The 26,006-nt window shown below is 39.4% G+C and carries 31 protein-coding genes; 24 read left to right on the top strand and 7 right to left on the bottom strand.

The window, feature by feature from the left end; all coding sequences use genetic code 11:
* Positions 1-94: 94 nt before the first annotated feature.
* Both LVD16_RS26110 and LVD16_RS26105 read right to left on the bottom strand, forming a co-directional pair.
* The gene (locus LVD16_RS26110) at positions 95-1,597 is read right to left on the bottom strand and encodes a GAF domain-containing protein (RefSeq protein WP_233771239.1); all 1,503 of its coding nucleotides are present in this window, start codon (positions 1,595-1,597) and stop codon (positions 95-97) included.
* A 22-nt stretch (positions 1,598-1,619) separates the two neighbouring features.
* A complete protein-coding gene (locus LVD16_RS26105; protein WP_233771238.1) occupies positions 1,620-2,396 on the bottom strand; it encodes a transporter in 777 nt (258 codons plus the stop codon).
* Between the two features lie 370 nt (positions 2,397-2,766).
* On the opposite strand from LVD16_RS26105, the gene LVD16_RS26100 reads away from it, so the two are divergent.
* The 19 genes from LVD16_RS26100 (at position 2,767) to LVD16_RS26010 (ending at position 18,832) form a co-directional block, all read left to right on the top strand.
* Entirely contained in the window at positions 2,767-4,455 is a 1,689-nt protein-coding gene (locus LVD16_RS26100; protein ID WP_233771237.1) for a hypothetical protein, read from the top strand.
* A gap of 82 nt (positions 4,456-4,537) precedes the next feature.
* Complete coding sequence (locus tag LVD16_RS26095; protein WP_233771236.1) at positions 4,538-6,361, top strand: ABC transporter ATP-binding protein; 1,824 nt, start codon at positions 4,538-4,540, stop codon at positions 6,359-6,361.
* A gap of 69 nt (positions 6,362-6,430) precedes the next feature.
* A complete protein-coding gene (locus LVD16_RS26090; protein ID WP_233771235.1) occupies positions 6,431-6,781 on the top strand; it encodes a hypothetical protein in 351 nt (116 codons plus the stop codon).
* Between the two features lie 7 nt (positions 6,782-6,788).
* A complete protein-coding gene (gene lpcA, locus LVD16_RS26085; RefSeq protein ID WP_233771234.1) occupies positions 6,789-7,364 on the top strand; it encodes a D-sedoheptulose 7-phosphate isomerase in 576 nt (191 codons plus the stop codon).
* 1 nt (position 7,365) lies between these two features.
* On the top strand, positions 7,366-8,904 hold the full coding sequence (locus LVD16_RS26080; RefSeq protein ID WP_233771233.1) for a YifB family Mg chelatase-like AAA ATPase: 1,539 nt from the start codon (positions 7,366-7,368) through the stop codon (positions 8,902-8,904).
* Between the two features lie 34 nt (positions 8,905-8,938).
* A complete protein-coding gene (locus LVD16_RS26075) occupies positions 8,939-9,277 on the top strand; it encodes an MmcQ/YjbR family DNA-binding protein (protein ID WP_233771232.1) in 339 nt (112 codons plus the stop codon).
* 102 nt (positions 9,278-9,379) lie between these two features.
* Entirely contained in the window at positions 9,380-9,880 is a 501-nt protein-coding gene (locus tag LVD16_RS26070; protein WP_233771231.1) for a hypothetical protein, read from the top strand.
* A 27-nt stretch (positions 9,881-9,907) separates the two neighbouring features.
* Entirely contained in the window at positions 9,908-11,227 is a 1,320-nt protein-coding gene (locus LVD16_RS26065; RefSeq protein ID WP_233771230.1) for a hypothetical protein, read from the top strand.
* Positions 11,228-11,321: 94 nt separating this feature from the next.
* Positions 11,322-11,681 (top strand): VOC family protein, encoded by a 360-nt coding sequence (locus LVD16_RS26060; protein WP_233771229.1) that lies wholly within the window; start codon positions 11,322-11,324, stop codon positions 11,679-11,681.
* A 1-nt stretch (position 11,682) separates the two neighbouring features.
* A complete protein-coding gene (locus tag LVD16_RS26055; RefSeq protein WP_233771228.1) occupies positions 11,683-12,120 on the top strand; it encodes an EVE domain-containing protein in 438 nt (145 codons plus the stop codon).
* Complete coding sequence (locus tag LVD16_RS26050; RefSeq protein WP_233771227.1) at positions 12,113-12,574, top strand: MarR family winged helix-turn-helix transcriptional regulator; 462 nt, start codon at positions 12,113-12,115, stop codon at positions 12,572-12,574. The genes LVD16_RS26055 and LVD16_RS26050 overlap by 8 nt, the downstream gene beginning before the upstream one ends.
* 98 nt (positions 12,575-12,672) lie before the next feature.
* Positions 12,673-13,476, top strand: a complete 804-nt coding sequence (locus LVD16_RS26045) for a TolB family protein (protein ID WP_233771226.1) — start codon at positions 12,673-12,675, stop codon at positions 13,474-13,476.
* A 42-nt stretch (positions 13,477-13,518) separates the two neighbouring features.
* A complete protein-coding gene (locus LVD16_RS26040) occupies positions 13,519-14,235 on the top strand; it encodes a carboxylesterase family protein (RefSeq protein WP_233771225.1) in 717 nt (238 codons plus the stop codon).
* A complete protein-coding gene (locus LVD16_RS26035) occupies positions 14,232-15,134 on the top strand; it encodes a transglutaminase-like domain-containing protein (RefSeq protein ID WP_233771224.1) in 903 nt (300 codons plus the stop codon). Before LVD16_RS26040 ends, LVD16_RS26035 begins: the two co-directional genes overlap by 4 nt.
* Before the next feature lie 83 nt (positions 15,135-15,217).
* Positions 15,218-15,562: a YciI family protein gene (locus LVD16_RS26030; RefSeq protein ID WP_233771223.1), complete on the top strand. Its 345-nt coding sequence runs from the start codon at positions 15,218-15,220 to the stop codon at positions 15,560-15,562.
* A 62-nt stretch (positions 15,563-15,624) separates the two neighbouring features.
* Positions 15,625-16,854, top strand: coding sequence for an RNA polymerase sigma factor (locus tag LVD16_RS26025; RefSeq protein WP_233771222.1), 1,230 nt, complete (start codon positions 15,625-15,627; stop codon positions 16,852-16,854).
* A 70-nt stretch (positions 16,855-16,924) separates the two neighbouring features.
* Positions 16,925-17,767 (top strand): alpha/beta fold hydrolase, encoded by an 843-nt coding sequence (locus LVD16_RS26020; protein ID WP_233771221.1) that lies wholly within the window; start codon positions 16,925-16,927, stop codon positions 17,765-17,767.
* The gene (locus LVD16_RS26015) at positions 17,767-18,246 is read left to right on the top strand and encodes an RNA polymerase sigma factor (protein WP_233771220.1); all 480 of its coding nucleotides are present in this window, start codon (positions 17,767-17,769) and stop codon (positions 18,244-18,246) included. The genes LVD16_RS26020 and LVD16_RS26015 overlap by 1 nt, the downstream gene beginning before the upstream one ends.
* Positions 18,239-18,832 carry a hypothetical protein gene (locus LVD16_RS26010; RefSeq protein WP_233771219.1) on the top strand — a complete coding sequence of 198 codons (594 nt, stop codon included), beginning with the start codon at positions 18,239-18,241 and terminating at the stop codon, positions 18,830-18,832. Before LVD16_RS26015 ends, LVD16_RS26010 begins: the two co-directional genes overlap by 8 nt.
* Positions 18,833-18,876: 44 nt before the next feature.
* Here LVD16_RS26010 and LVD16_RS26005 read toward each other — a convergent pair whose 3' ends face one another.
* Positions 18,877-19,320, bottom strand: coding sequence for a VOC family protein (locus LVD16_RS26005; RefSeq protein ID WP_233771218.1), 444 nt, complete (start codon positions 19,318-19,320; stop codon positions 18,877-18,879).
* Positions 19,321-19,504: 184 nt separating this feature from the next.
* A complete protein-coding gene (locus LVD16_RS26000; protein ID WP_233771217.1) occupies positions 19,505-20,011 on the bottom strand; it encodes a hypothetical protein in 507 nt (168 codons plus the stop codon).
* A gap of 242 nt (positions 20,012-20,253) precedes the next feature.
* On the opposite strand from LVD16_RS26000, the gene LVD16_RS25995 reads away from it, so the two are divergent.
* Positions 20,254-21,024 carry a hypothetical protein gene (locus LVD16_RS25995; RefSeq protein ID WP_233771216.1) on the top strand — a complete coding sequence of 257 codons (771 nt, stop codon included), beginning with the start codon at positions 20,254-20,256 and terminating at the stop codon, positions 21,022-21,024.
* A gap of 67 nt (positions 21,025-21,091) precedes the next feature.
* Here the strand turns inward: LVD16_RS25995 and LVD16_RS25990 are convergent, their stop codons facing one another.
* The 3 genes from LVD16_RS25990 to LVD16_RS25980 all read right to left on the bottom strand — a co-directional run bounded on the left by LVD16_RS25990 (position 21,092) and on the right by LVD16_RS25980 (position 23,038).
* Complete coding sequence (locus tag LVD16_RS25990) at positions 21,092-21,823, bottom strand: SDR family NAD(P)-dependent oxidoreductase (RefSeq protein WP_233771215.1); 732 nt, start codon at positions 21,821-21,823, stop codon at positions 21,092-21,094.
* 91 nt (positions 21,824-21,914) lie between these two features.
* A complete protein-coding gene (locus LVD16_RS25985; protein ID WP_233771214.1) occupies positions 21,915-22,424 on the bottom strand; it encodes a DinB family protein in 510 nt (169 codons plus the stop codon).
* A gap of 167 nt (positions 22,425-22,591) precedes the next feature.
* Positions 22,592-23,038, bottom strand: coding sequence for a Dps family protein (locus LVD16_RS25980; RefSeq protein WP_233771213.1), 447 nt, complete (start codon positions 23,036-23,038; stop codon positions 22,592-22,594).
* Between the two features lie 193 nt (positions 23,039-23,231).
* Here LVD16_RS25980 and LVD16_RS25975 point away from each other — a divergent pair, with 193 nt between their 5' ends.
* The 4 genes from LVD16_RS25975 to LVD16_RS25960 are packed head-to-tail and all read left to right on the top strand — an operon-like array spanning position 23,232 to position 25,955.
* On the top strand, positions 23,232-23,720 hold the full coding sequence (locus LVD16_RS25975) for an NADH-quinone oxidoreductase subunit A (protein WP_233771212.1): 489 nt from the start codon (positions 23,232-23,234) through the stop codon (positions 23,718-23,720).
* A 14-nt stretch (positions 23,721-23,734) separates the two neighbouring features.
* Positions 23,735-24,259: an NADH-quinone oxidoreductase subunit B gene (locus LVD16_RS25970; RefSeq protein ID WP_233771211.1), complete on the top strand. Its 525-nt coding sequence runs from the start codon at positions 23,735-23,737 to the stop codon at positions 24,257-24,259.
* Positions 24,249-24,734 (top strand): NADH-quinone oxidoreductase subunit C, encoded by a 486-nt coding sequence (locus tag LVD16_RS25965; protein WP_233771210.1) that lies wholly within the window; start codon positions 24,249-24,251, stop codon positions 24,732-24,734. The genes LVD16_RS25970 and LVD16_RS25965 overlap by 11 nt, the downstream gene beginning before the upstream one ends.
* Positions 24,735-24,737: 3 nt before the next feature.
* Complete coding sequence (locus tag LVD16_RS25960; protein ID WP_305038993.1) at positions 24,738-25,955, top strand: NADH-quinone oxidoreductase subunit D; 1,218 nt, start codon at positions 24,738-24,740, stop codon at positions 25,953-25,955.
* Positions 25,956-26,006: the final 51 nt, after the last annotated feature.

The following is a 26,006-nucleotide window of genomic DNA, read 5'->3' as shown; positions in this document are numbered from 1 at the left end:
GCTTTTTGTTTTATTTATTAAACAAAATTATAGCGCCCTCATTATTACCTCGTTTGAAGCAAAGGTAGAAATAAAATTGCCATTTATTGAATGTTTAGACCAATTTAGAATTAAGCTGTTTTTCTAACTCTGCAATTCTTGAAATGTATTCCTTTTCTTTTCTCGACATTTCCTCTTGAGTACTGTTCAGTTCCTCCATATTTTGTCGCATTTCTTCTTCCTGACTGCGCATTTCTTCCGTTTGCTGTCGTGTTTGCTCAAGTAAGATCTTGGTTTGCTGGTTTGTTCTTACAGTGGCTACTGTAGAAGCTATACTCTCTGAGAATTTCTCAATGAGATCAATTTCATGAGGCTCATATTTTCGAAAGGACGCCATCTCCAAAATACCGTAGGTCTCTTCATTTATTTTTAATGGAACTATGATAATGGCGTTCGGAGGGGCTTTTCCTAAGCCAGAGGTGATGTTAATGTAGTTTTCAGGGAAATCAAGCAAGTAAGTGGTTTTTCCTTCCAGAAAACTTTGGCCAACCAGACCAACGCCTATATCTACTTTTTTCTCAAGAAACTTCTTACGGTCATACGCATAAGAAGCTACAAGCTCCAGGTATTGATCATTCCTGTTGTTTTCATCATTAATGAGGAATAGTGAACCCTGGTTGCTATGGGTATATTCAATTACAAATTTTAAAATGTTATCGTATAGATCCGAAAGCTTTGAATAATCAGTCCTTAATATATCGCCCATTTGAGCCAATCCTGTTGATGACCAGCTTCTCTGGGTCTCGTTTTTTGAGTTTTCGCTGAGTCTGTCGCGCATATCTATTAATTTTGCGCCCAGTTCATCTTTTATTTCCAGATGACTATCATAATTGCCTTCTGCTATTGATTGCACGAAAGAAGAAAAGGCTGCGATTTTGGTGGTTTCTTCATTGAGTTTTCTTGCATTATCCGCGGTTAATACTTCAGATTTGTGTTGTATCTTATACAGCAAAAAACAAGATAGAATAAATACGATTAGCATTGAGACAATAGAAGTCCAGGATAGAATATTGAGGAATTCATTGTCTTGTTTAACAACTCCTTTTACATGATTTGTTAGGCGATCATACGTGTTTTGAAGATCTTCATACGCCGCATCAAATTTCTGATCTAAAGCCCCACCGGCTTCCTCTCCTTCACTAGTAGAGGATGATGCATCCAAGGTTTTGAATCTCCATCTTTCTTCTGCCGATAATTTTAGTCTTTTAATATCTTCAATGGATTTGTTAATGATTTTAATAGACTCGCTGTCAGATGTTTGTGTAAATGTGCCTACTTCGGTTTCGCCGCCTTCAATCACGGCTTCAAGTGTGGTGATTGATTTTTGTAGTAAGTCATAAACATCTCTATTTACATCGATACTTTCATCTCCAGACATGGCTTCTTCAAACCACAGGTGGGCTTTAGTGGAGACGTTTTTAAGGTATTCCCCTAACGCGATGTAGGGTTGATTTTTAATATTGGTTGAATACATATTTCTTTCTACATATATAATTAGTGCAGAAAGCATAATGCTTATGGCTCCAAGTGTAATGGCGTATTTAACAGAATTAGTCATTGTAATAGGGTCTAATGATGAGTTATTTTCCAAACCTCCAGGATAGACCAGTACTGATAAAGTTATCAGGTGAGATCTTAGATATGCCAAATCCACCTGACACATCAAATTGAAGATTATTTGAAATCAAATATGTTATACCACCATCGAAACGATGATTCTTTTCTTGCCCTGTAGGTAAGAATCCATAAACTTCCACAAATGCACCTAACTTATCGGAAAGGCTCGCGGCCAATGATAAGGTGTATATTCCCGTAGCTACAGCGTCATAACCATTCCACTCTGCTCCTAAGTTATAGCCGAGCGAAAACGTCTCACTAAGGGTGTGAGCAAACGTAAACCTGAAGTCCGGTGCTACTTGATCTGGCCTGTAATCCTGGTCACCTGTTCTATAATTGATGTGACCAATAAACGCTATTTGTGGACAGATACCATCCTCTTCGGCTAAGGCAAATCTTGCGCCTATGGCTAGAGGTCCGGCTCCGCTGGCTACCTGGTCTCCGTTAATTTCTGAGCCTAAAAATTCTTGAATGATCCGCAGTTCGATGCGGTCTGAGATACCGTATTTTAAAAGTGTGGTATTATATACGATCTCACGGGTTTTAATGCCATCAGACTTATCGTTCTCTATCAGGAATCCTGTTTCTATCTGCACCCAGCCTTTAGGGGTGAGCTGAGATGCCTCGGTTTGATCAGGCCTGTCAGTGATTATTGTTTCACTCTCTTGAGCAAAACTCAAAGATGTGGATAGTGAAAAAATGATAATAAAATATCTAAGGGTTATAAATTTGTGTTTCATGATTGTGCTCCCGATAAATTGATAACCAAATACTATAATTTTTATGCAGAAAATGAACAATGCCTAAAAGTCCACCTTTAATAATATAATATTTTTCGGGCACAAAAACTACATTCATTTGTTTGAAACGCAATGTTTTTGAATAGAGATAGAAAGCGATTTATCATTTGATATTTGATTTTAAACCTGGATCTTGCTAAAAGACTATTTATCAGTAGCTGGGCAAAACAAAATATAAAAAATCCATTATTTTGCAGCTTGATAAGAGTCTCATAGATATATAATCGAACTGTTCGGTCGTAGGTAACCGGTCGTGGATTTCGAATCTTTATAGTCAATCAAATCATTTGACAACATTTATTTTTTTACGATGAAAAAGTGTATTGGTGTTTTTTTACTATTGGCAGTATTGTATCCTGCTGGTCTGCTAGCGCAGAGTGCCATAGCTCCTCTAAATTCTGATTATTACCATAATATAGATAGGTATGAGATTCAAGGAGGGAAGATTTATCCTGGATTTTTCACTTCATGGAAGGGATATCAAAGAGAGCAAATAGCTGATTTTGTAGACTCTTTAAGGGGTGAGTCTGGCTGGAGTAGAGTGGATGAGTTTAACCTAAACTATCTGAGTAATGATAATTGGGAATATGCAGACAGTGCTAACTATCAGAGTAGGAAGCCCTTTTTAAAGCATTTCTATAGAAGTAAATCGGATTTATATCATGTAAATACCAAAGATTTTGACTTACATATAAATCCTGTGTTGTACTTATCTGGTGGAACAGAATCAGCATCTGATCAGCGTACTTATATAAACACCAGAGGTGTGCAGGTGAGGGGAATGATAGATGGGAAAGTAGGATTTTATTCCTTTCTAGGTGAAAATCAGGCTATTTTTCCTGAGTATGTAATGAGTGATGTCAGACAAGGATTGGTAGTGCCTCATGAAGGTTTTTGGAAAGGATATAAAGAAAACGGCGTTGATTACTTTACGGCCAGAGGTTACATTACTTTTAATGCTACTAAGCACATCAACTTACAGTTTGGGCATGACAGGTTTAAGATAGGTAATGGATACAGGTCATTAATTTTATCAGATTATGCACCAGCTTATCTTTTCCTTAAGATGCAAACCAAGGTTTGGAAACTGAACTATACCAACCTCTTTACGCAAATGACGGCCAATGTGCTGGGGAATAGCTCAGGCCTTACAGGTAGCCGTAGTTATGATAACAAGTATATGTCATTGCATCATTTAAGTCTGAATATCGGAAAGAAATTGAATGTAGGAGTGTTTGAAGCAGTGGTATTTTCTAATACGGATTCTACGAGTAATAATGGGTATGAATTGAAATACCTGAATCCAATTATATTCTACAGGGCAATAGAGCAGCAAAATGGTAGCTCAGACAATGTCCTTTTAGGAGCTGATTTCAAATGGCTTCCGATTAAAAAAGTATCTGTTTATGGCCAGCTAGTGCTAGATGAGTTTGTGCTGGATAACATTAAGGAAGGTTCTGGTTGGTGGGCAAATAAATATGCCGTTCAGCTAGGTGCTGAATATGTTAATGCCCTGGGTATCAATAATCTGGATGTGCAGGTGGAGACTAATATTTCCAGGCCATATACTTACTCGCATGATACTGATTATGGTAGTTATTCCCATTATTTGCAACCGCTGGCACACCCATTGGGAGCTAATTTTAATGAGGTTGTTGGAATATTAAGGTATCAGCCGCTGGGAAGATTGCAAGTAACGGCTAAACTGATCAGGGCTAAATATGGCACTGATGGCACCGATGAAAACTGGGGCGGAAATATTCTGTTGCGAAATACTACCCGTGAAAAAGATTTTAATAATGAGATTGGTCAGGGTATTGGCTCTACGCTCACCTATGGAAGTTTGAATCTATCTTATCAGTTTAAACATAATCTTTTCATTGATCTAACCCACATTTACAGGAAGCTGGATAGTGATCAGGCTTCATTAAATGAATCCACTAATTATACGTCAATGGCCCTGAGATGGAATATTCCTCACCGGTACAATGAGTTTTAATGATATATAGGGTAAATTCGCACAGTTGAAGGGGAATTGGCCACAATTCCCGTGTGAATGAAGAAAGAGAAAAATTATATAGATGAAACTATTCTTTAGAGTTTTTAGCTATGCGCATAAGTTAAAAGTACGTGCTCCACAGTACGTGCTATTTACATTTCTAAGCGCAGGTTTTAGTGTGATAAATTTTGCTATGCTTATTCCCTTGCTTAATGTTCTCTTTGAACAGGAAGCAGCTCAGGTGTATGAGAAGCCAAATGAGTTCACACTGTCGCTAGATGCAATTGATTATTTTAATTACTATTTCACAGAGGTAATAGAAAACCACGGGAAAGAAGGGGCATTGATTTTTGTCTGTTTGGTTCTGGTAGTTTCTGTACTATTGGCGAATGTGTTTAGGTATTTAGGAGCCATTACCAGCTCAAAGGTGAGGTTAGATGTGGTGAAGAATATGAGAATGGATATCTATAATAAGGTATCTGTAATGCATCTCGGTTTCTTTAGTAATGAAAGAAAGGGAGACTTAATGTCTCGTATTACAAATGATGTACAAGAGGTGGAAAATTCGGTGCTGAATAGTCCCAAATCTTTAATTCGAGAGCCTGTTCAGATCATTTTTTATTTTATAGCCTTATTTACTATTTCCTATAAACTCACACTTTTTACAATTCTTATATTACCCATTTCTGGTGGGGTGCTAGGATATATTGTGAAGAAGCTGAAAAGAAAGGCTGTAGAAAGTCAGGAATCTTTAGGGCGAATTGTGAATATTCTGGATGAAACTCTTGGTGGAATTCGAATTGTAAAGGCCTTTAACGCACTCAATTATGTAAGAAGGAAGATGGATGATGAGACTAATTATTATAAAAATGTCAATCTATCTTATTCCTACAGAAAAGAAATGGGGTCGCCGGTTTCTGAGTTTTTAGGAGTCGGTATTGTTACGGTAATTTTATATTATGGTGGGTCCCTGGTTTTATCAGATTCTACCGAGTTAAAAGCTAGTGAGTTTATTGCTTACCTTGCCTTTTTCTCACAGATTATATCGCCAGCTAAGGCATTTTCTCAGGCATTTTCTACTGTGCCAAAAGGCCTTGTGTCTGCCGAGAGAATTTTCAACATCATTGATATTAAACCTGCCATTATCAGCAAGCCAAACGCTGAGATACTAGAGCAGTTTGAGAATGAGGTGAGCTTCGATCATGTCGACTTTGCATACGATAAGGATACCAAGGTTCTTTCAGATATCAACTTCACCATTACTAAAGGTAAAACAGTGGCTTTGGTAGGCTCTTCAGGAGGCGGTAAGTCTACCTTGGCAGATCTTATCCCCAGGTTTTACGACGTAACTGGTGGTAGCATAAAAATTGACGGAAAAGACATTCGTGATTATGATGTTGAATCTGTTAGAAAGCACATGGGTATTGTAACACAGGAATCTATTCTGTTTAATGATACTATTTTCAATAATATAGCTTTCGGTATTGAAGGGGCGAAAATGGAGGATGTAATCAATGCCGCAAAAATTGCCAACGCCCATAATTTTATCAAAGAAATGGAAGAAGGCTATGATACTAATATCGGTGATCGTGGTATGAAGCTTTCAGGTGGACAAAGGCAGAGAATAAGTATAGCCAGAGCGGTATTGAAAAATCCGCCTATTTTGATACTTGATGAGGCTACCTCGGCATTAGATTCAGAGTCTGAAAGACTGGTGCAGGAAGCGCTTTCTAACCTTATGCAGAACAGAACTTCATTGGTAATAGCCCATAGATTGAGCACTATTCAACATGCTGATGAGATTATTGTTATACAACAAGGGAAAATCATTGAGCGGGGTTCTCATGAGCAATTATTGAGTCAGGAAGGCATCTACAAAAAGCTAAACGTGATGCAGAATACTTGATTAAATTTTGTATTTTTAATTTTAATGAATGTAATAATTCTCTAATTTCCCGCCTTGAAGAAATAACGTATGAAGAAGCCGAAGTCTATATTTTATCTAATCTATTTTTTGTTTCATGTAGCGCTTTTACTAGTGTCTATATATGTGAACTACAAATCGGAAGATTTTGAATTTTTACTTCGTCTCCGCGAGCGAATGGATCTTATGATCTACGTTTCTGTATTGGGCCTAATCTTATTCATTATTGATATTGTGCTCATTACTATGGAGGCCAGACACCAGAAGAAGGAGAAGGAGAGATTAAAGCACGAAATAAATTCCCTGAAGGCAAAGATGTTTGATTTACAGTCTGTAGGAACACCCAGAAGTACTACTGCTGTAAAAGTGGAGGAGAAAAAAGAGCAGGGAACTGATCTATAATTAATTTATGACAAACGTACAGTTGATAAAGCAGGAGCTTTTGCAGGCTTCTGATGTGTTAGAAGATTTCGTAACAGATGCTTCTAATATTCAAAAGATAGAAGAGGCTGCAGCTCTTTTTGCTGAAAGCTTCAAAAAAGGAGGGAAAGCTATTTCTTGCGGTAATGGTGGGTCTCACTGTGACGCCATGCATTTCGCAGAGGAGCTTACAGGTAGGTATAGAGATGATAGAAAACCTTTGCCAGCTGTAGCAGTTTCAGATCCCAGTCATATTTCTTGTGTTAGTAATGACTATGGCTACGAGCACGTGTTTTCACGCTTTGTAGAGGCCATGGCCAATGAAAATGACGTACTGTTGGGTATTAGTACCAGCGGTAAATCTAAAAATATTATCGAAGCAGCCAAGGTAGCCAAAAGAAAAGGCGCCAAGGTAGTAGCCCTAACTGGCAACGGTGGTGGCGAGCTTGGAGAGCTAGCCGACCTGGAAATACGCGTGCCGCACTATGGTTATGCAGATAGAATACAGGAAATACATATCAAGGTGATTCACATTCTTATCATGCTTATAGAAAAACAGGTGTAATATGTTGGCAAAGGCTTTTGGAGCGGCAGTTTACGGAGTCGATGCACGGATCATTACCATTGAGGTAAATGTAGGTCAGGGAACTAAATTCCATATGAGTGGCCTGCCAGATAGTGCAGTAAAGGAAAGTGAACACCGCGTAGAGTCAGCCATCAAATTTCACAGGTTTAGAATGCCACGCCAAAAGGTGGTAGTAAATCTGGCACCCGCCGATATAAAGAAGGAGGGTAGTGCCTATGACTTACCCATAGCGCTAAGCATATTACAAGCATCAGATCAAATACAGGCCAAGCACCTTTCTCAATATGTGATTATGGGTGAGCTTTCGCTAGATGGAGAGCTCAGGCCGATCAAAGGCGTACTACCCATAGCAATTGAGGCCAGGAAGAACAAGTTCAAAGGCTTTATATTACCCAAAGAAAATGCTCGAGAGGCGGCCATAGTTAATGATCTTGATATCATTGGGGTGGATAATATTAAAGAGGCCGTTGATTTCTTTGAAGAAGACCTTCAGATAGAGCCGCTGAAAATAGACACACGTGATGTGTTTATGGCCGAGCTAAATAATTATGACTTTGATTTTAAAGATGTTCAGGGTCAGGAAAACATTAAAAGGGCGTTAGAAATAGCAGCAGCTGGTGGTCATAATGCTATTATGATTGGCCCTCCTGGGGCTGGTAAAACCATGTTAGCCAAGAGGTTATCATCTATACTGCCGCCTTTATCACTTCATGAAGCACTGGAAACTACCAAGATTCATTCTGTAGCAGGTAAGCTAGGCGCAGAGGCTAGCCTCATATCCACCAGACCTTATCGTGCACCTCATCATACCATAAGCGACGTGGCCCTGGTTGGCGGTGGCGGAAATCCTCAGCCTGGTGAGATTTCGCTGGCTCATAATGGTGTGTTGTTTCTGGATGAACTTCCGGAATTTAAGCGTACTGTATTAGAGGTTATGCGTCAGCCTATGGAAGAAAGGCGGGTGACTATATCTCGAGCACGTATTTCGCTGGATTACCCGGCTAATTTTATGCTAATAGCCAGTATGAATCCTTGTCCTTGTGGGTATTATAATCACCCTGAAAAGGAATGTGTATGTGCGCCAGGTGTAGTACAGAGATACTTGAGCAAAGTAAGCGGTCCTTTGCTAGATAGAATTGATCTGCACGTAGAAGTAACACCGGTATCCTTCGATGAAATGACTGCCAATCGAAAAACGGAAAGCAGTGAAGACATCAGGACTCGAGTAATTAAAGCTCGTGAAAGACAGATCCAGAGGTTTGAAGATAAGCAGCACATCCATTGCAATGCCATGATGCCTTCCCAAATGGTGAAAGACGTCTGCGAAATAAACGAAGCAGGCCGCAAACTGCTTAAAACAGCCATGGAAAAGCTTGGCCTTTCCGCTCGCGCCTATGACCGCATCCTAAAAGTATCCCGCACCATAGCCGACCTTGCCGATGCTGACCAGATAAGAATAGAACATTTAGCCGAAGCTATCCAATACCGTAGTCTGGATAGAGAGGGATGGGCTGGGTAGTTGAATGCCTGCGTTTCAAAGCATATCATAAATTATGACCACCTTCACAACTCTGGGAAAAATAGCTCTTTCCTTCCCGGAAGTTACTGTTGATCCTCACTTTGAGAAAATATCATTTAGAGTAAAGAATAAAATATTCGCCACTTATGATGAGAAAAACGCCAGAGCCACCCTGAAGCTATCTGAAGAAAAACAGAGCGATTTTTCAGCCGTTAATCCCGCTATTTATCCGGTAGATAATAAATGGGGACAACAAGGATGGACGATCGTTGAGTTAAGTGAGGTCGATGAGCAATTACTTAGTGATGTCCTGGTGGCTGCCTATTGTATAGTCGCTCCAAAGAAGCTTGGGGAGCAGTTGGGAGAGGGTTAGAGGAAAAGCGTATCTAGGTCTTAAGAGGTGGTGGTATTGCTGAAATCTGCTATGAAATAATCTGAAAATCAGCTAGATTGATATGTTATTATAAACAAACTAATGAAAATATCATATCTACTTATCGGGCTCGTAATTGGTGGAATTTTGGGTTTCACCACCGCCAAATTCATGGTTTCAGAAAATGCCACTGCAAATCCGGCTGATCAGGAAGAGCTGGTTATGCCTTCAACTAAAAATGAAGCTAACTGGAACTGGGCAGATAGCCTGGATGCGTTAAAAGCTGCGCCTGAAAGTCATAAAATTGTCTATGAAGACTCCAGTGTAAGAATCCTTCAGGTTATATTGGAAGCTAATCAAACTGAACCGATGCATGTCCATGAATGGAAAAGTGTGATGTGGTTTACTCATGCCACTCCTATGACTTATTATAAATACAATGTCAAAGGAGATAATTTCATTATAGAAGATAGTATTCCCATACCGCAAATGCCTCAGGAGGTGTTAAATCATGGTGATCTCATGGATGCCGAAGGGCCTCATGCCATTAAAAACTCAAGTGATCAGCAGGGATTGGCTTATCGGGTTGAGTTTAAGAAATAAGATGGTGGTGTAAATAAAAGAATACATATGAATAAGCTCCTATATGCTCTGATAGCTACGGTTCTGGTAGCGTGTAATGTAAAGTCATCGGAAGATAATTTAGCAGCTTCTACCGAAAGTTTATCTTCATTAGAACAGGATATCTTATCTACTTTCCAGGATGTGGATAGTGTGCTCAAACTAGATAATGGTGTAATGTGGGGTGAGAAACTTAATGGCCCAATTATTATAGTTGACGCCGATACCAGGGTGTTTTATTCAAATGAAGACAGCGATATAAAGGGCTTTAAGGCGGTTGGTTCAATATTTACCGATAGTCTCCCGGATGCCATAAATACTGCCAATACAGCCTTAAACTGGAATGGGAAGCGTTGGTCTATGCTGGTTTTGCCGCTTCCGGAAAGAGGAGTAGCCCGTAATAACTTAGTAATTCATGAATTATTTCATAGGCTTCAACCCGCTATCGGTTTTGATTCTCTTCAGGAAAGAGATAATGCCCATCTGGATACATATCAAGGAAGGCTTCTTCTGAGATTGGAGTTGCAGGCACTAGAAAAAGCCCTGCTGGCTGATGATGACTCATTACGCTTACAGCATATAGAAAATGCGCTAATGTTTAGGGATAGGAGACAGGCGACGCCTGAATTAAAAGAGGCAGAGAATTCCTTGGAACTAAACGAGGGGCTGGCTGAATTTACAGGTTTGATGCTGAGCGGTAGAGATAATGCTGCAATAATTACGCATTTAATAGAAAGCAAGAATGTATTCTTTGAGAATCCCACCTTCGTTCGCTCCTTCGCCTATCAAACTGTGCCCATATATGGATTTATGCTCAATTCAATTTTACCAGGATGGCATCGTCAAATCCATAAGGGCACTAATTTGTCAGACTTTTTCGTGGAAAAATTTTCAGTAAGCATTGATGAAAACTCGTCAATAGACACAATCGCTATGTCTAATGATTATAGCTATGAGCAGATATTGAACCAAGAGAGGGAGCGGGAAAAAATGAGACTTGAGAAAATAGCACAGCTAAAAGTCAAATTCAGTGAAAAACCAGTACTTGAGCTACCATTCCAGAATATGAATATATCATTTGATCCTAGAAATATCACGCCATTAGAAGAGTTGGGTACGGTTTATCCTAATTTACGGGTCACTGATAATTGGGGAGTACTTACCGTTACAGATGGAGCCCTGCTTGCGTCAGATTGGAGCAAAGTAACTGTTTCAGCACCTAAAAAAATTTCTATTTCACAAGTTAGTGGCTCAGGTTGGCAATTGGAATTAGCACCTGAATGGCAGGTTGTGGAAACTGCAGATGGCTTTCAGCTGAGTAAGCGTTAAATGAGAAGCACTGAAATTCAATTAATGATGATAATTAATTTTTATATTGTTGTCGTGTATATTATATTTGTGACAACAATAAAATTTTAAAATCATGAGACAATTAACATTTGCATCATTACAAGTGAAGGATTTGGAGGCATCTAAAGATTTTTACACTAATCAGTTAGGCTTTGAGGTAGGAAGTAGTAATCCTCAGGCTTATGTTTTTAAGTACAAGGAAGGGGAGGCTAGTTTTGCTATCCGAACACCACTGGAACCCATTGAAGGAAAAGAAGTAGGTGTGGGATCAGCTCTATGGTTTGCTGTAGATGAGGATGTGGAAGTGTTGAAGAAAGATTTGGCAGGAAAAGGTGTGAGCACTGCAGGCCCCATAATTGAAACGCCATTTGGTCGCGCTTTTCATGTAAAAGATCTGGATGGATATAAACTCACATTTTTGGAGGTTAAGTGAGATGGACAGAGAAGTTAAATATTGGATGCTGGTGGCATCTAAAGATCATGTGAAAAATGGCATTGAGCAAGGTATTGCTCAGGCCTGTCATGGTAAGGTGGCGCCGCTTAAAAGAATGCGTACCGGAGATTTTGTGATTTACTATTCTGGAAAGCTGAGTTTTGGTAAACCCGAAAAGTGTCAGGAATTTACAGCGTTAGGCAAAGTGATTGATGATGAAATATATCAATTTCAAGTGTCTGAAGATTTTTGCCCATCCAGACGTAATATAGAGTTTTTTACAACGGATGATGTTTCAATTCTCCCGTTGATTGATGATCTTCATTTCATTCAGAATAAACAAAAATGGGGATATCCGTTTCGTTTTGGATTTTTTGAGGTCAATAAACATGATTTTGACTTAATTTCGTCAAAAATGCTTCATCAACAATATGCCTAAAGAGATCGAATTTCAATTTAAAAGTCCTAATGAAAGTCCGGGCTATCTGCTGGGGCAGCTCACTATGCTATGGCAGCGCAAACAAAAAAGAGTGCTTGATCCATTGAACATCACGCACACACAGTTTGTGTTGCTGGCGGCGTTGGGCTGGCTTGGTAAAAAGAGTGATGTGGTTACTCAGGTGGACATTGCCACGCAAAGTAATTCTGATCGTATGATGGTATCTAAAGTGCTGAGGACTTTGGAAGATAAAAACTTTATAAGCAGGCATGAGCACCCTACAGATACAAGGGCCAAGGTAATAAAACTAACCGATGCGGGTGCCGATATTCTACAGCAAGCATTATCAGCAGTCGAGAATGCTGATATAGAATTTTTCTCTGTTTTAGGCGATAAATTGCCATCTTTTAACAAAAATATGGTTTATTTAACCGAGGAAAATAAAGAAGATTAATCGTTTTTTCATAATTCATGAATATTAGACATTCGGTTTCCCTATTGATTCTAATTATTCTAGCCTGTCAACCCCAACAGCCAAAAAAGCAATCGGCCATGCCCTACATTCATGTTTCAGCCAGTAAACCCATTTCTTTAATGCCTGAGTTGGTGCCGGCGGGTCAACTTATTCACAGGGGAATATTCTCTAATGATCTTCAGGAGTATTATTTCACTGTTTCGGATACAGCTTTTGCAAAGTTCGATGTGTTGGTAAGTAAATATGTAGATGGCACTTGGCACGCTGCGGAGCCGGCTTTTTTTAATTCTGACTTTAGCGAACATGGCATGAGCTTTTCTCCTGATGGACAGACGCTTGTATTTAGCTCTACTCGACCTACTGGTTCTGATGTATCGGATACCTGGCATATTTGGAAAAGTGTAAAGACTGAGGGTAGCTGGGGTGAGCCTGAATATGTTGAGGTTACTAATCTGAGAGATAAATTGCTTTCTCACCCGACTTTAATGCCGGATGGCACCATGTATTTTCATGCCAGTGAGCCGGACTATTCTAATATGCATATCTATTCTTCTGCTTTCGAAAATGGAGCATATTCCGAAGCCACTAAGATGACTTTTGAAGGACTTAATGCCCCCGGGTATTGCACACCTTATGTTTCTGCTGATGGGAGATATCTGATTTTTGCCGCCATAGGAGAATCTTTGGATTTGTATTACTGTGAAAAAAATGGTGACGGCGTTTGGTCAAGGCCAATGCCTTTTCCGAAGAGCATTAATGAGAACAGTCAGGGGAACCCATACCTTACTCCTGACTTGAAGCAGCTGACCTATGCCGTTGAAAAGGGGCAAGGGCAATGGGAAATAATGAAAGTCAGTACCAAAGGAATTATTAAGCATTAATAAATTTACTATATTGATGAGCTAAACCTCTAATCTAACCTTATGAAGACCTGCCAGATATGTCTAATATTTGTACTGGTGTCTCTTTCTTGCGTTCATGCTCAGCTTTCAGAGAAATATTCTGAATATCATGAAGGCTTCTATAAATCTACCCGTTATGGACTTTTTGAGCCTGGAGATTATGATTGGGACGGTCTTTATCCCTTAGTTATTTATCTACATGGTAGTTCCGATACCGTATCAAGAGATTTGCAGTGGTATAAAAAGCCCGTGCAGTCCGATTATTCTTGCTTTGTACTTACTCCTAAATGTACTAATCCTGATCAGGGTTGGGGAAATACCTGGTCTGATCAGCATAGCATAGATGCTCAGCAAACTCTGGAATTATTAGACTCCATCATGGAGGTATATCCTATTGACCCAAATAGGGTCTATATATATGGCATCTCAATGGGTGGATTTGGCGTTTTGTCATTCCTTCAGAAAGAGCCGGGAAAGTTTGCTGCTGCCTATGTGGTGTGTGGTGGTGGCAGTAAAGATCAGGTTTCTAATATGCTGGATGTGCCGCTGTGTTTTTTTCACGGAGAAAATGATGACGTGGTAGACATAAAGTATTCAAAGCAGGTTTATGATGCTATTATTAAACAAGGAGGTAAGAAAGTGAAATTTACTTCCTATCCTGGCGTTAAACACAACAGCTGGGAGAATGTGGGGAGAGAAAAAACTTTAATACCCTGGCTTTTAGCTCAATCACGATGAAAAAACAGATCTTATTAAAATCCTTTCTTAAAATCCAACTGGTGGTAGTTATAGTTTGCTTTTCAGGTCTAGTGGTAAAGGCTCAAAAGAATGAACACCATATAGAATTTAAATTAGCGATAGAGCCCGCTACGGATGCTATTGATAGTTTAAGGATAATACATCAAATTCCCAAGAGTCTTGCGGGCAGGCAAAGTATAAGTGAGCTCACCTATTCAGTTCAGCCCAGCGATACATTTAGCAGTGGAGAAAATCTTTATGCAGTATTTGTAATGAAGAATTTGGGAGAGAAGGCTGAGATATCTATCAAGTTTAAAGCTGAGCTTTTTAAATATGATCTGGCTTCAATTAAAAAGCAGAAGGTCAACGATATTCCAATTGAGATGATGCCACAGTATCTTCAGGAGGAGAAATATATCGAGATATCCAACGCTAAAATTAAACGCCAGGCTATGGAATTAGCGGATGAAGATGAGCAGAAAGCAGTAAGAAACATATTCGATTTTGTTCGGAATTACCTTTACTATGAAGGGTACATTGCAGAAGTAAAAGGAGCTGCAAAAGCTTTTCAGAGCAAATCTGGAGATTGCACTGAGTTTGCCGACTTGTTTGTGGCGCTCTGTCGAGCTGACAGCATACCAGCACGGGTTATAGATGGTATAACCACATCTTATGGAAATACACCATTGCATTCGTGGGCGGAGGTTTATCTTCAGGAATTTGGCTGGGTAAGGGTGGATCCTACTCCTGGTCAATCTATGACTTATAAAAGCTTCGAAAATAAGTACTTACAATTATCATCCATTAGAAATGATCCGGCCTTAAAATACTACTATCGGTATACTTATACCACTTGGGGAGGGAAAGCAAATGTGCGCGAGGATGTTATTATTGATTAGGCTCTTGAAAAAATATTTCAGACTATGTTCTATTCAATTTAAGTCGATCGTCATCTAAGCATAAACCATTAAAATATATTGTTATGAAAGAATTTATGATGATTTTCCGTAATGAAAGAAATGATGCTCCACAGCCTTCTCCTGAAGAAATGCAGCAGTCCGTCAAGCTTTGGAATGACTGGATCGGTGGTATAGCCGCCCAGGATAAGTTAGTGGCTACCGACGCATTGGGCTTTGAAGGGCAAACCGTAACAAAAGACACAGTAGTATCTGATGGGCCTTACGTAGAGGTGAAAGAGTATATCGGCGGCTACACCACGGTAAAAGCAGAAACTTTGGCAGAGGCAGTGAAGATGACTAAAGGGTGTCCTATATTTCTAAACGGCGGCACCGTGGAAGTACGAGATGTGATGGTATTTGATGCTTAAAACTTAAAGGGCATTTCAAAACTTATTGAGGTGCCCTACATTAATCTATAAATATTGCCGCTATGCCGGATCAGCTTATCCCAGACTTATTTAGGACGGAATACAGCAAGCTTGTTGCTGTAATCTGTAATAAATATGGGCTTGATCAAATAGATCTGGCTGAGGACATAGTGAGTGACACCTTCCTCAAAGCCACCGAATCCTGGAAGCTCAAAGGTGTGCCTGAAAAGCCTCAAGCCTGGCTATATACTGTGGCTAAGAACGCTTGCAAAGATCACTTCAAGCATAAAAAAGTGTTTGATAGTAAAGTGGCCACCTACCTGGCTAAGACTCAGCAGAGTTTTTCAGCGGCAGATTTAGATGTTAGTGAAGCAAATATTCAAGACAGCCAGCTCAAAATGATTTTCGCTGTATGCGATGCTTCCAATACTACTTCATCTCAAGTAGTACTAGCTTTACGTATTCTTTGTGGATTTAATATTGACGAAATTGCCAATGCTCTGCTAACTACAAAGGCAAATGTTAACAAACGATTAACTAGAGCGAAGCAAAACCTTAAGGATTTTAATGTTCATGATTTTAATGTCACTGATTACTTGGTTTCACAAAGGTTAGATAATGTTCTTTTGGTGATTTACCTACTCTTTAACGAAGGGTATTATTCTTCAAATCCATCTTATACTATTCGAAAAGATCTCTGTTATGAGGCCATGCGTTTGTTGCTTCTCATGTGTGAAAGTAAACTTACTGGCGTACCGGGTACATTTGGGTTAATGTCGCTCTTTTGCTTTCATGCTTCAAGATTCGATGCCCGGGTCAATGATAAAGGTGAGTTTATTCTATTCGAAAAACAAAATAAAAGTCTCTGGGATAAAGACCTGATAGCTAAAGGTGAGTTTTACTTAGCTAAGGCGGCTGAGGATAAAACTCATAAATATTATCTTGAGGCAGTTATAGCCTACTGGCACACAAGAAAAAAAATTAGTGAGCATACAAAATGGGAAAATATTTTCCAGGCTTATAATTTACTATTGAGGGTTGAATACTCTCTAACGCGAGCAGTAAATCGAACATTTGCTATGGCGAAAGCACGTGGTTATGATCAGGCTTTGCCGGAAGCCTTGAAGTTAAAAATGGCTGATAACTTTCAGTATCAGTGCCTGCTCTTAGAGCTCTATAAAGACATTGATCTCGTAGCTCACAGAAAACACCTGGAACTAGCGCTCGGTCTCACTGATAACCCTATGAGCAAGAAGGTGCTGCTGGATAAATACGGTTATCTTTCTAACTAATAAAAAATATTTTCGGATAAGTGTAACAAATGAGAGTCAGCCGTATCTAAGCCACAAAAACTTAGATATAATGAGAAAATTAATTGCACTTTCGTTCTTACTGTCCTTCATTGTCATTGGTTCGATGAGCGCGCAAGACTCATCTTTTAAAGTGAAGGTTTCAGGAGAGGGCACGCCAATAATCTTTTTGCCAGGCTTTACTTGCCCTGGTGAAGTTTGGGATGCTACCATAAAATCTTTAGATAAAAAATACAAAACCTATCAATTTACCTATGCAGGATTTCAAGGCGTGCCTTCTATAGGTCTTCCATGGTATGACACTATTAGCAAAGGTCTTTCTAAATACCTGGAAGATGAAAATATTCAGGGAGCCATTATCATAGGGCACAGCATGGGCGGTATGTTAGCTATTGATCTGGCGAGTGACCAACCTGATAGAATTGAGAAAATGATTTTGGTCGATGCTCTTCCATGTATTAGGGCGGTGATGATGCCTCAGGTGCCAGCGAGTCAGATTTCGGCAGATAATCCCTACAGTCAGCAGCTGCTGAATATGACAGATTCGGCACTTAGTGTTATGGCGGTTCAAATGGCTCAGGGAATGACTAATAAGGCTGATAAGCAATCTTTATTAGTTGACTACATTATGCAAACTGACCGGGAAATTTATGTGAAAGGATATGTGGAACTTTTGAAATTAGACTTGCGAGAGAAGTTGCCTTCTATTGATATCCCCACTTTGGTGCTTTCTGCTGATGCTTTTGGTAAAGAGCAGGCCTTGAAAACTATGAATGATCAGTATGCCAATCTGGGAAATAAGGAGATTAAAGTGGCTGCAGATAGTAAGCACTTCATTATGTTTGATCAGCCTGAATGGTTTTATGATCAGGTAAATTCATTCTTAAATCAATAATGTTACTTAAGGAGAAGTTTCAAGCATATTTTAATTCATATCAGGAGATGGTTTTCTCGCTTTGCCTGGGATATTCCAAAGGAGACAGAGATTTGGCCAATGACCTGACGCAGGAAACATTCGTGAAAGTGTGGGCTGCATTACCAAAATTTAGATCAGAATCGGCACCGAAGACCTGGATTTATAGAATTTGTGTCAATACCTGTCTCTTGCACATCAGAAAAGAAAGGAATGCTTCAAAGACAGAGGTGAGCGATGTGCCTTCGGTGACAGATGATAGTACGCATGAGGATTATAGTCACCTGTACTCTGCTATAGGCCAACTAAAAGAGCTGGATAGAGTGATCATTTTGTTGGTGCTCGATGAATTAGAGTATGCTGAAATAGCCACAATCGTTGGTATTTCAGAGGGAAATTTGAGGGTCAAGATTTCAAGAATTAAGAAAAAACTCAATCAATTACTTAGTAATCATGGATAATAGTTTTGATAAGTTAAAAGAGAATTGGGGAAAGGCCAGGGTTTCGGCGTCATCAAGATTGACGGCTGATGGCATGTTGAATAAAGCAAAAAGTAGCTATGCTAAGTCGAAGAAGGATCACATAGCTAACACCGTTATCTTAAGTCTGGTAGTGGTTGGCTTAGCTATGTTTTTTTATTATCTGGCGCCTTTGCAAGATACTTTTAGTAGGGTAGGGATTGGTTTTATGATTGGTGGGCTGTTGCTAAGAATTCTTATTGAATTGATTAGCCATGCTAAAGCGTCTAAAATAATTTATGACGATAATGCCGCTAAATCAACTGGCAAAGCAGCGGATTTTTATAATTGGCGCAAGTCCATTCATGGCCCTGTTACATTTGCTATAGTCACACTGTACTCTATTGGCTGGTATATGCTCACGCCCGAATTTATGAGGTATATAGACTTAAAATATATCTATTTGATGGACATAGGATATGTTTTCATTATGATAATCTTATTTCTAATCATTAGAAAAGGGGTAATAAAGGAATTAAAGCAGTTGAAGGCTTTGCAGGAATTAGAGCAGAGCTTTTTAGCGGATTGATATTAAGGCCTTCGCAGTATTTTCAGTGCTGCGAAGGCAATTTATTATTCAGGCTTCTCCTGGCAATTGAACATCCAATGGATGCCAAACTTATCTGTACAGCTGCCAAAATAATCGCCCCAGAACATATCTGTCAGTTCCATGGTAATGTGCCCATCTTCAGACAGCGCATCAAACAGTCTCCTGGTTTCCATTCTGCTCTCAGGATGTAGGCTGATATGCATGTTGTTACCTTTTATGAGGTTGAATCCCATCGTTTCTGGTGCATCGGTGCCCATAAGAAGATGGCCGCCAAGTATAGGCAGGGTTACATGCATCACCAGGTTTTTATCTTCTTGAGATAACGGTGGGGCACCATCCGGAACGGGTGCGTCACCTATTCTCATGATATCTCCTTGAAATTCAGTACCAAATACGGTTTTATAAAAATTAAAAGCTTCCTCAGTATTTCTCGGGAAGTTTAAATAGGTGCTTACAATACTAGACATGGTTCAATCGGTTAAGTTTACTTTATTAAAATTAAGCAAAATTTTGTTGTTTTGAAGGGGTGGATAAGTCTTTTATATATGCTGTATGCGTACTTTTTTAAATAAAAAGAGGCTGCTTCACTAGTTTGGTTGATATTAGGTACAACCCCACTATTAAAACAGCCTCTGGTAGGTATAGGTTAGGTTACTCGTTGCAGCTCAGCATACAGTTTTTATAGTACCAGCTGGCTTTTAGATCTGCATATTTTTCGCCTTGTTTAGCATCTTTATAGCTATTGAAAACTTCTAACCAAAGCTCATAAGATGCTACTCTACAATCAGTAGCACAACTTGGGTCTACTGATCCGTTAGCAGGAATCTTAATTTTAGATTTGTCTGTGCTATACAATTCGAACGCACCTAATGAGGTTTGTTGAAGCTTTCTTAACAAATCAAGAGAGAAAGAATTCTTTTTCATAAAGAGACCTTTCTCAGCGGCCGTTCCATTTTGTATGAATAGATCTACGCTGTTATATTTTTCTTTCACGTTGCTGATCTCAGTGTTATTTAACTGATTGAAATGGTCATCCAAGCTGTTTTGAATAAATGTCATCTCTTCTACGGTCAGCGGTTCAGGTTCAAATCGCTCCTCTTCACTACAAGCACTGAGAAGTGCTATAATAAGAAGAAGCAATGTTGTTGCTTTTTTCATAAAAAATTGGGTTAAAGGTTGATAATGAGTCTAATGTATAAAGTTGATGCTAATTTTCAAACTAAAATCAATTATATTTTTTCAATGTAAAGTATGATTTGTTAATCTCTTTCGGATGATTTTCCCCTGTGGCTAAAGGTTGTTTTTCCTCGCATAATCTCAGGGATATGGCCCTGGATTGTCGTTCTGGCTCTTCTCAAATTTGTGTAAACATTTTGTTCAACTAAACACAGGTGGTTATTATGAAAAAGTATTTAAGTGTAATTATGATGGTAAGTCTTATGTGGGCTTGTCAGGAAGAGGAGACTCAATCAATCAAAACGGAAGATCAGTCTCAGACAGGTCAAAGGGTAATTTCAGAAATTACCGTAGCGGATAACACGTTGCAGTTCATTTCAAACGGAGATGATATAGCGGTGCTGGAAAAATTTAAACCAGGTGGTGAGCCATTACTAAATGAAGAGGTAGAAGGCTTAACTTTTGCTGAGATTCATAGAAAATTAGCTCCGGGAGCTTCTATTCCTACTGAAATATTAGAGATGGAAGATAAATTCGAGCTTAAAATGGAGGAAGATGATGAAGCTATTCAGCAGGAATTAGCAGAGCAAGGCGATTATTTTTCTGATCTTCAGGGCGAGCCTACTGTAAAGCAAGAAGGTTTGAATGATGTATGGTTTTTTAATAACTACTGTAACTTCCCAAGTTTCTATAATGGTTATAAGGCTTGTCTTTTAAATAGGTATGGTCCTGGTTATAACTACGCCTGGGCTGATTGTACAAGATCAAGAGTGTACGTTTATCCCTTCCAGGGCACACAGATTCGCTTACAAGGTCTTGCTGATGGAAAAGAATTATTCAGCGTGGATTTGCCAGTAGGATATGTTTATAATTATTATATTTACAGTGGTAGAAGCATCTTCGGGTGTAGGGTGAATAAGCGCCACTACTACTATATTTATGACTATTCAGGGTCTGGTTGGCATTGGAGTTTTAGATCCAATACAGACTGTTAAAGATTATAATTCAGCCTAATTCCAAGTTCAGTGAGGTTCCCGATTTTTATTGGGAACCTCCTGTTTTTTAAGGCAATTTAGCTACCAGTTGCTCCGGCAGTACTCTCAGAATGTTATAAATCGCTTTCCATTTATATCCTGGAACTATAATAAATTTTCTATTCGCCTTCACCACTGCTCTGGCGATCAACTCTGGCTCCAGCATCAATGACTCAGTCAGGTCTAGGCCATCGGTCATTTTGCTGCGGATGTAGCCAGCTACAATTACATTCACCTTAATTTTTCTCTGAGCAAGATACTGCCTCAGCCCTGCAAAATATTGAGTGAAAGCTGATTTGGTGCTACCATATATGAAATTGCTTTTTCTGCCTCTTACCCCGGATAAGGAAGATAAGCCTATAATCTGCTCCAGATTGGTGTTGGATTCATCCATGGCTATGCGGTTAATGATAGAAACAGCACCTGCATAGTGCACCTTCATCATCTGAAAGGCTCCATCGAAATCTCTAAGAGCTTCCTCATTATCCTTTAAATAGCCAGCGGCATACACTACTATATGTGGTTTGGAGGGAAGATTTTTATAAAAAGCTTCATGGCTATCGAAATCTACGGCATCGAAGCTTAATATGGTCAATTGATCAGCTGGTAATTGATTCTCCTGGCCAAACTCCTTTAGTTGCTTAATATTTCTGGAAGCAGCAACCACATGATATTTCTTTTCCAGAATATAGATTTTGATAGCGGCCTTGGCCACATCAGAGTTGGCCCCGAGGATGAGTACGGTTTTTGGGTTGGTCATGAATAAGCAATTTTCACTGCAATATAAACAGTTACTCATTGCTTATAAAGAAGAGTGGACATGTTATTCAAAATGTCCACTCTGCAATGATTTATGATGGTTCATCGGCGCTAGGTCCGTAGCTGCCCGGAATAGGTACGTTCAGTAATCTAAGATACACCCCAAGCTGTGCCCTGTGATGCACAATCTGGCAGTAGGTATGTCTTATCATTTCATATTTTGTATCCTTAAAAAAGATGTTATCACCATCTCTCATTGTCCAATGATCTTCTAATTGACTGATTTCTGCCTTCTTGAGTGCTTCTTTGCCGGAGGCCAATGAGTCTTCAAAGAGTTTCATGAGGTCAGCGTTATTCTTAATTTCTTTGGGTACATATTCGTTTTCCTTGAAATCAAGCTCTTCAGTATTCAATATCATGGGTACCCATGTAGGTATTTCAGCTATGTGAGTCGCCAAATATCTCATAGCCATACTCTTTTCATGAGGCTTATAATCTAGCTGATCATCAGGAATGCGCTCCAACATCTTTTTTGTGGTTACGGCTTCGCGTTCCATTTCAGATAATAATAGCTGCATCAAATCCATTGTTATTACTTCCATAGTTTCTGTGATTTTTAAAGTTTATGATTCAAAGAAAATAGGGTGGAGTGACAGCAGTATGTCAGTAGGATTTTTGGAGCTAAAATTTTTATGAAAAAAAGCTGCCCAGAGTTAAAATCACTCCAGACAGCTTTGCTTGATTGTATATGATTCTTGTTTGAGGCTTATTATTTAAGCCAGGCTTTCATCATCCATAATGTTTTTTCCTGCTCATCTATAAAGCCTGTCATTAAATCTTCGGTAGCGTCGTCACCACTTTCAGCGGCCATTTCTTTAATTTCTCTTTCCAGTTCAATGATGTTTTTCAAATCATCTATTACTCCAGAAACGGCACCTTCTCCATCATGTACATCTTTTTTTGCCTTGATGGTGGCCGTGCTAATGTAGTCTTCAAAGGAATGCAGCGGCTTACCTTCTATGGTAAGAATTCGTTCAGCTATAGTATCTACTTTCTGTGCTGAGTCAAGATATAGCTCTTCAAACTTAGCGTGCAGTTGAAAGAAATGCTTACCCTGGATGTTCCAGTGAAATCCCCTCAGATTTTGATAATAAATCTGATAGTCAGCAAGTAATACATTTAGTTTTTCTATGTTCTTTTTGTTATTCACAGTCATGATTTTTGGTCTTTGTTTGTTGTACAAATTACGGCAATCATGGTGGTGATATACAATGATTTAAATCAGTTGTAACTATGATAGAATAGAAAAAAGTAATCTATTAAGCTTGCTGTTTTATGTGAATGTAGAGGTGTGAAAATAAGTGAGATACATATGAAACATCGATCTGTTTATTATCTTTGGTTTGATAATGGAAAATGAACAAATATCAGCTTTCGGTGGTGTACTTATCTTCTTAATAGGAGGGTTTGTCTTTGTACTCGGAGGACTTATCAGTTCGAAGCTGGTAAGACCAAACAGACCTAATCCGGAAAAGCTGGAATCTTATGAAAGTGGTGAGCAGCCTGTGGGCTCCGGATGGAATCGTTTCAATATACGATTTTACGTTATAGCCCTTTTGTTTCTGCTATTTGAGGTGGAGATAGTTTTCTTGTTTCCCTGGGCTACTGTCTTTGGCAATAAGGAGCTAATAGAGCAGACTGATGGCTTGTGGGGATGGTTTTCTATTATTGAAATGTTTGTATTTATTTTAATTCTTGCCTTAGGGTTAGCTTATGCCTGGGTAAAGGGATATCTGGAATGGCCTAAATCAAAAATGGTGCAGTCAGATTTTAAATCTCCAGTGCCAGGCAGCTTGTATGATAAGATCAATCAGAAATACAAGTCAGGCAAAAGCTAAATCAATAATATTATATGGGATTACTGGATCAGCAATTTAACAGTGGAGGTGTAATTATTACTAAAGTCGATGACCTAATTAATTGGGCCAGGCTTTCCTCAATGTTTCCCATGACTTTCGGCTTGGCGTGCTGCGCCATCGAGTTTATGACTACTGGAGCAGCCACTTATGACATGGATCGTTTTGGTATGGCTCCTCGTGCCTCTCCCAGGCAGGCGGATGTAATGATCGTTTCAGGCACCGTAACCTTTAAAATGGCGGATAGAATCAGGCGTTTATATGAGCAAATGTCTGAGCCTAGATATGTTATCTCTATGGGATCTTGTTCCAACTGTGGAGGTCCTTATTGGGAACATGGCTATCATGTGGTGAAAGGTGTAGATAGAATTATCCCTGTAGATGTTTATGTGCCGGGCTGCCCGCCAAGACCAGAAGCGCTTATAGGTGGCTTTTTGAAATTGCATGAAAAAATCCGTAACGAAACCCTCATGGCGCCAACTGCTTTGGAGGAACTAATGAAAGAAGAAGATGCAGTTTGAAGATATAATCAACATAATCCGTCAATCATGTGGTGATGAAGTGATCCAGGAGGTCAATGAATTATCTTCACCTAAAATGATTGTAATCAATGCTGAAGATTTAATTCAGGTTGCCGAGAGCTTATATAGTAATGAGAGCCTGTTCTTCGATATGCTTTCCTGCATTACCGGGGTTGATAATGGCCCTGAGGCAAACACAATGGAGGTGATCTATAATTTCTACTCTATTCCTTTTGAACATGCCTTAATGCTTAAAGTGGTGCTTCCTAGAGAAAAACCAGTGGTGGCTTCTATGGTAAGTATCTGGAAAACAGCCGATTGGCATGAGAGAGAAACCTATGACTTGCTGGGCATACACTTCGAAGGTCATCCGGATCTGCGCAGAATATTATTGCCTGCCGACTGGGAAGGTCATCCTTTAAGAAAAGATTATAAGCATCAGGAATATTACCGGGGCATAAAAGTAGAATACTAAACTGTGGCTAACCAAATTCAATATCAATATAAAGAAGACAACCTTTTAAAGTCTGAACCTAATAAATATCAGGAGAAAGACCTTAAAAGTGAGGAGATGTTGGTCAATCTCGGGCCGCAACACCCATCTACGCATGGGGTATTGAGGTTAGAGATAGTCACTGATGGTGAGATTATCAGGGATGTGGTGCCGCATTTGGGCTATCTACATCGTTGCTTTGAAAAGCATGCTGAGTCTCTCCCTTATAACCAGACTATACCTTACGTAGATCGTATGGATTATCTCACGGCCATGAATTCAGAGCATGCCTGGGCTATGGGTGTGGAGAAGATGCTGGGCATTACTGATAAAATACCGAAGAGAGTAGAATATATTCGGGTATTGGTGGCGGAGTTAAATAGAATGGCCTCTCATTTTGTGGCTGTTGGTACTTACGCTATGGATATTGGAGCTTTCACGCCGTTTTTATGGATGATGCGCGATCGTGAGCACATCCAAAGGTTATTAGAATGGGCCAGTGGGGCTCGTATGCTATATAATTACATCTGGGTAGGTGGCTTGTTTTATGACTTACCTGTAGGTTTTGAAGACAGATGTCAGCAGTTTGTTGATTACCTGAGGCCTAAGCTTGATGAGCTTAAGAGGCTGGTTATTGATAATAAAATCTTCGTAGAGAGAACAGCTAATATTGGTGTGCTTCCGCTGGATTTGGCCATTAACTATGGTGTTACCGGCCCTATGCTTCGTGGCTCTGGCTTGCGCTATGATTTAAGAAAGGTAGATGGCTATTCCGTTTACCCAGAAATAGATTTTGATGTTCCAGTTGGTGAAGGTTTAGTAGGGACTAAAGGAGATTGCTGGGATAGAACTTATGTGAGGGTTCTGGAAATCCATGAGTCGCTCAAGATCATAGAACAATGTATTCAGAAACTAAAAGGCGAGCACAAGAGAACTCGTGATTTTGATCCTCAGGCATTGGTTCCTAAAAAGATCAGGCCTAAGGCTCAGGAAATCTACACCAGAGCTGAAAACCCTAAAGGTGAACTTGGTTTTTACTTCCGTGCAGATGGTAAGAGTGACGTGCCATTTAGGTGCAAAGCAAGATCGTGTTGTTATGTAAACCTTTCCATTATTTCAGAGTTATCAAAAGGGAGTATGATAGCCGATTTAATAGCCATTTTAGGCTCTATAGATATCGTACTCGGAGAGGTTGATAGATAGCATGAATACATCATTTCATGTCTCAACCTATCGATAAAAACTGACATGAAA

This window comes from Fulvivirga ligni (assembly GCF_021389935.1).
GTDB classification, from domain to species: Bacteria; Bacteroidota; Bacteroidia; order Cytophagales; family Cyclobacteriaceae; genus Fulvivirga; species Fulvivirga ligni.
The sequence above is the reverse complement of the archived record's forward strand: the minus strand, read 5'-3'. Positions and strand labels throughout refer to the sequence as shown.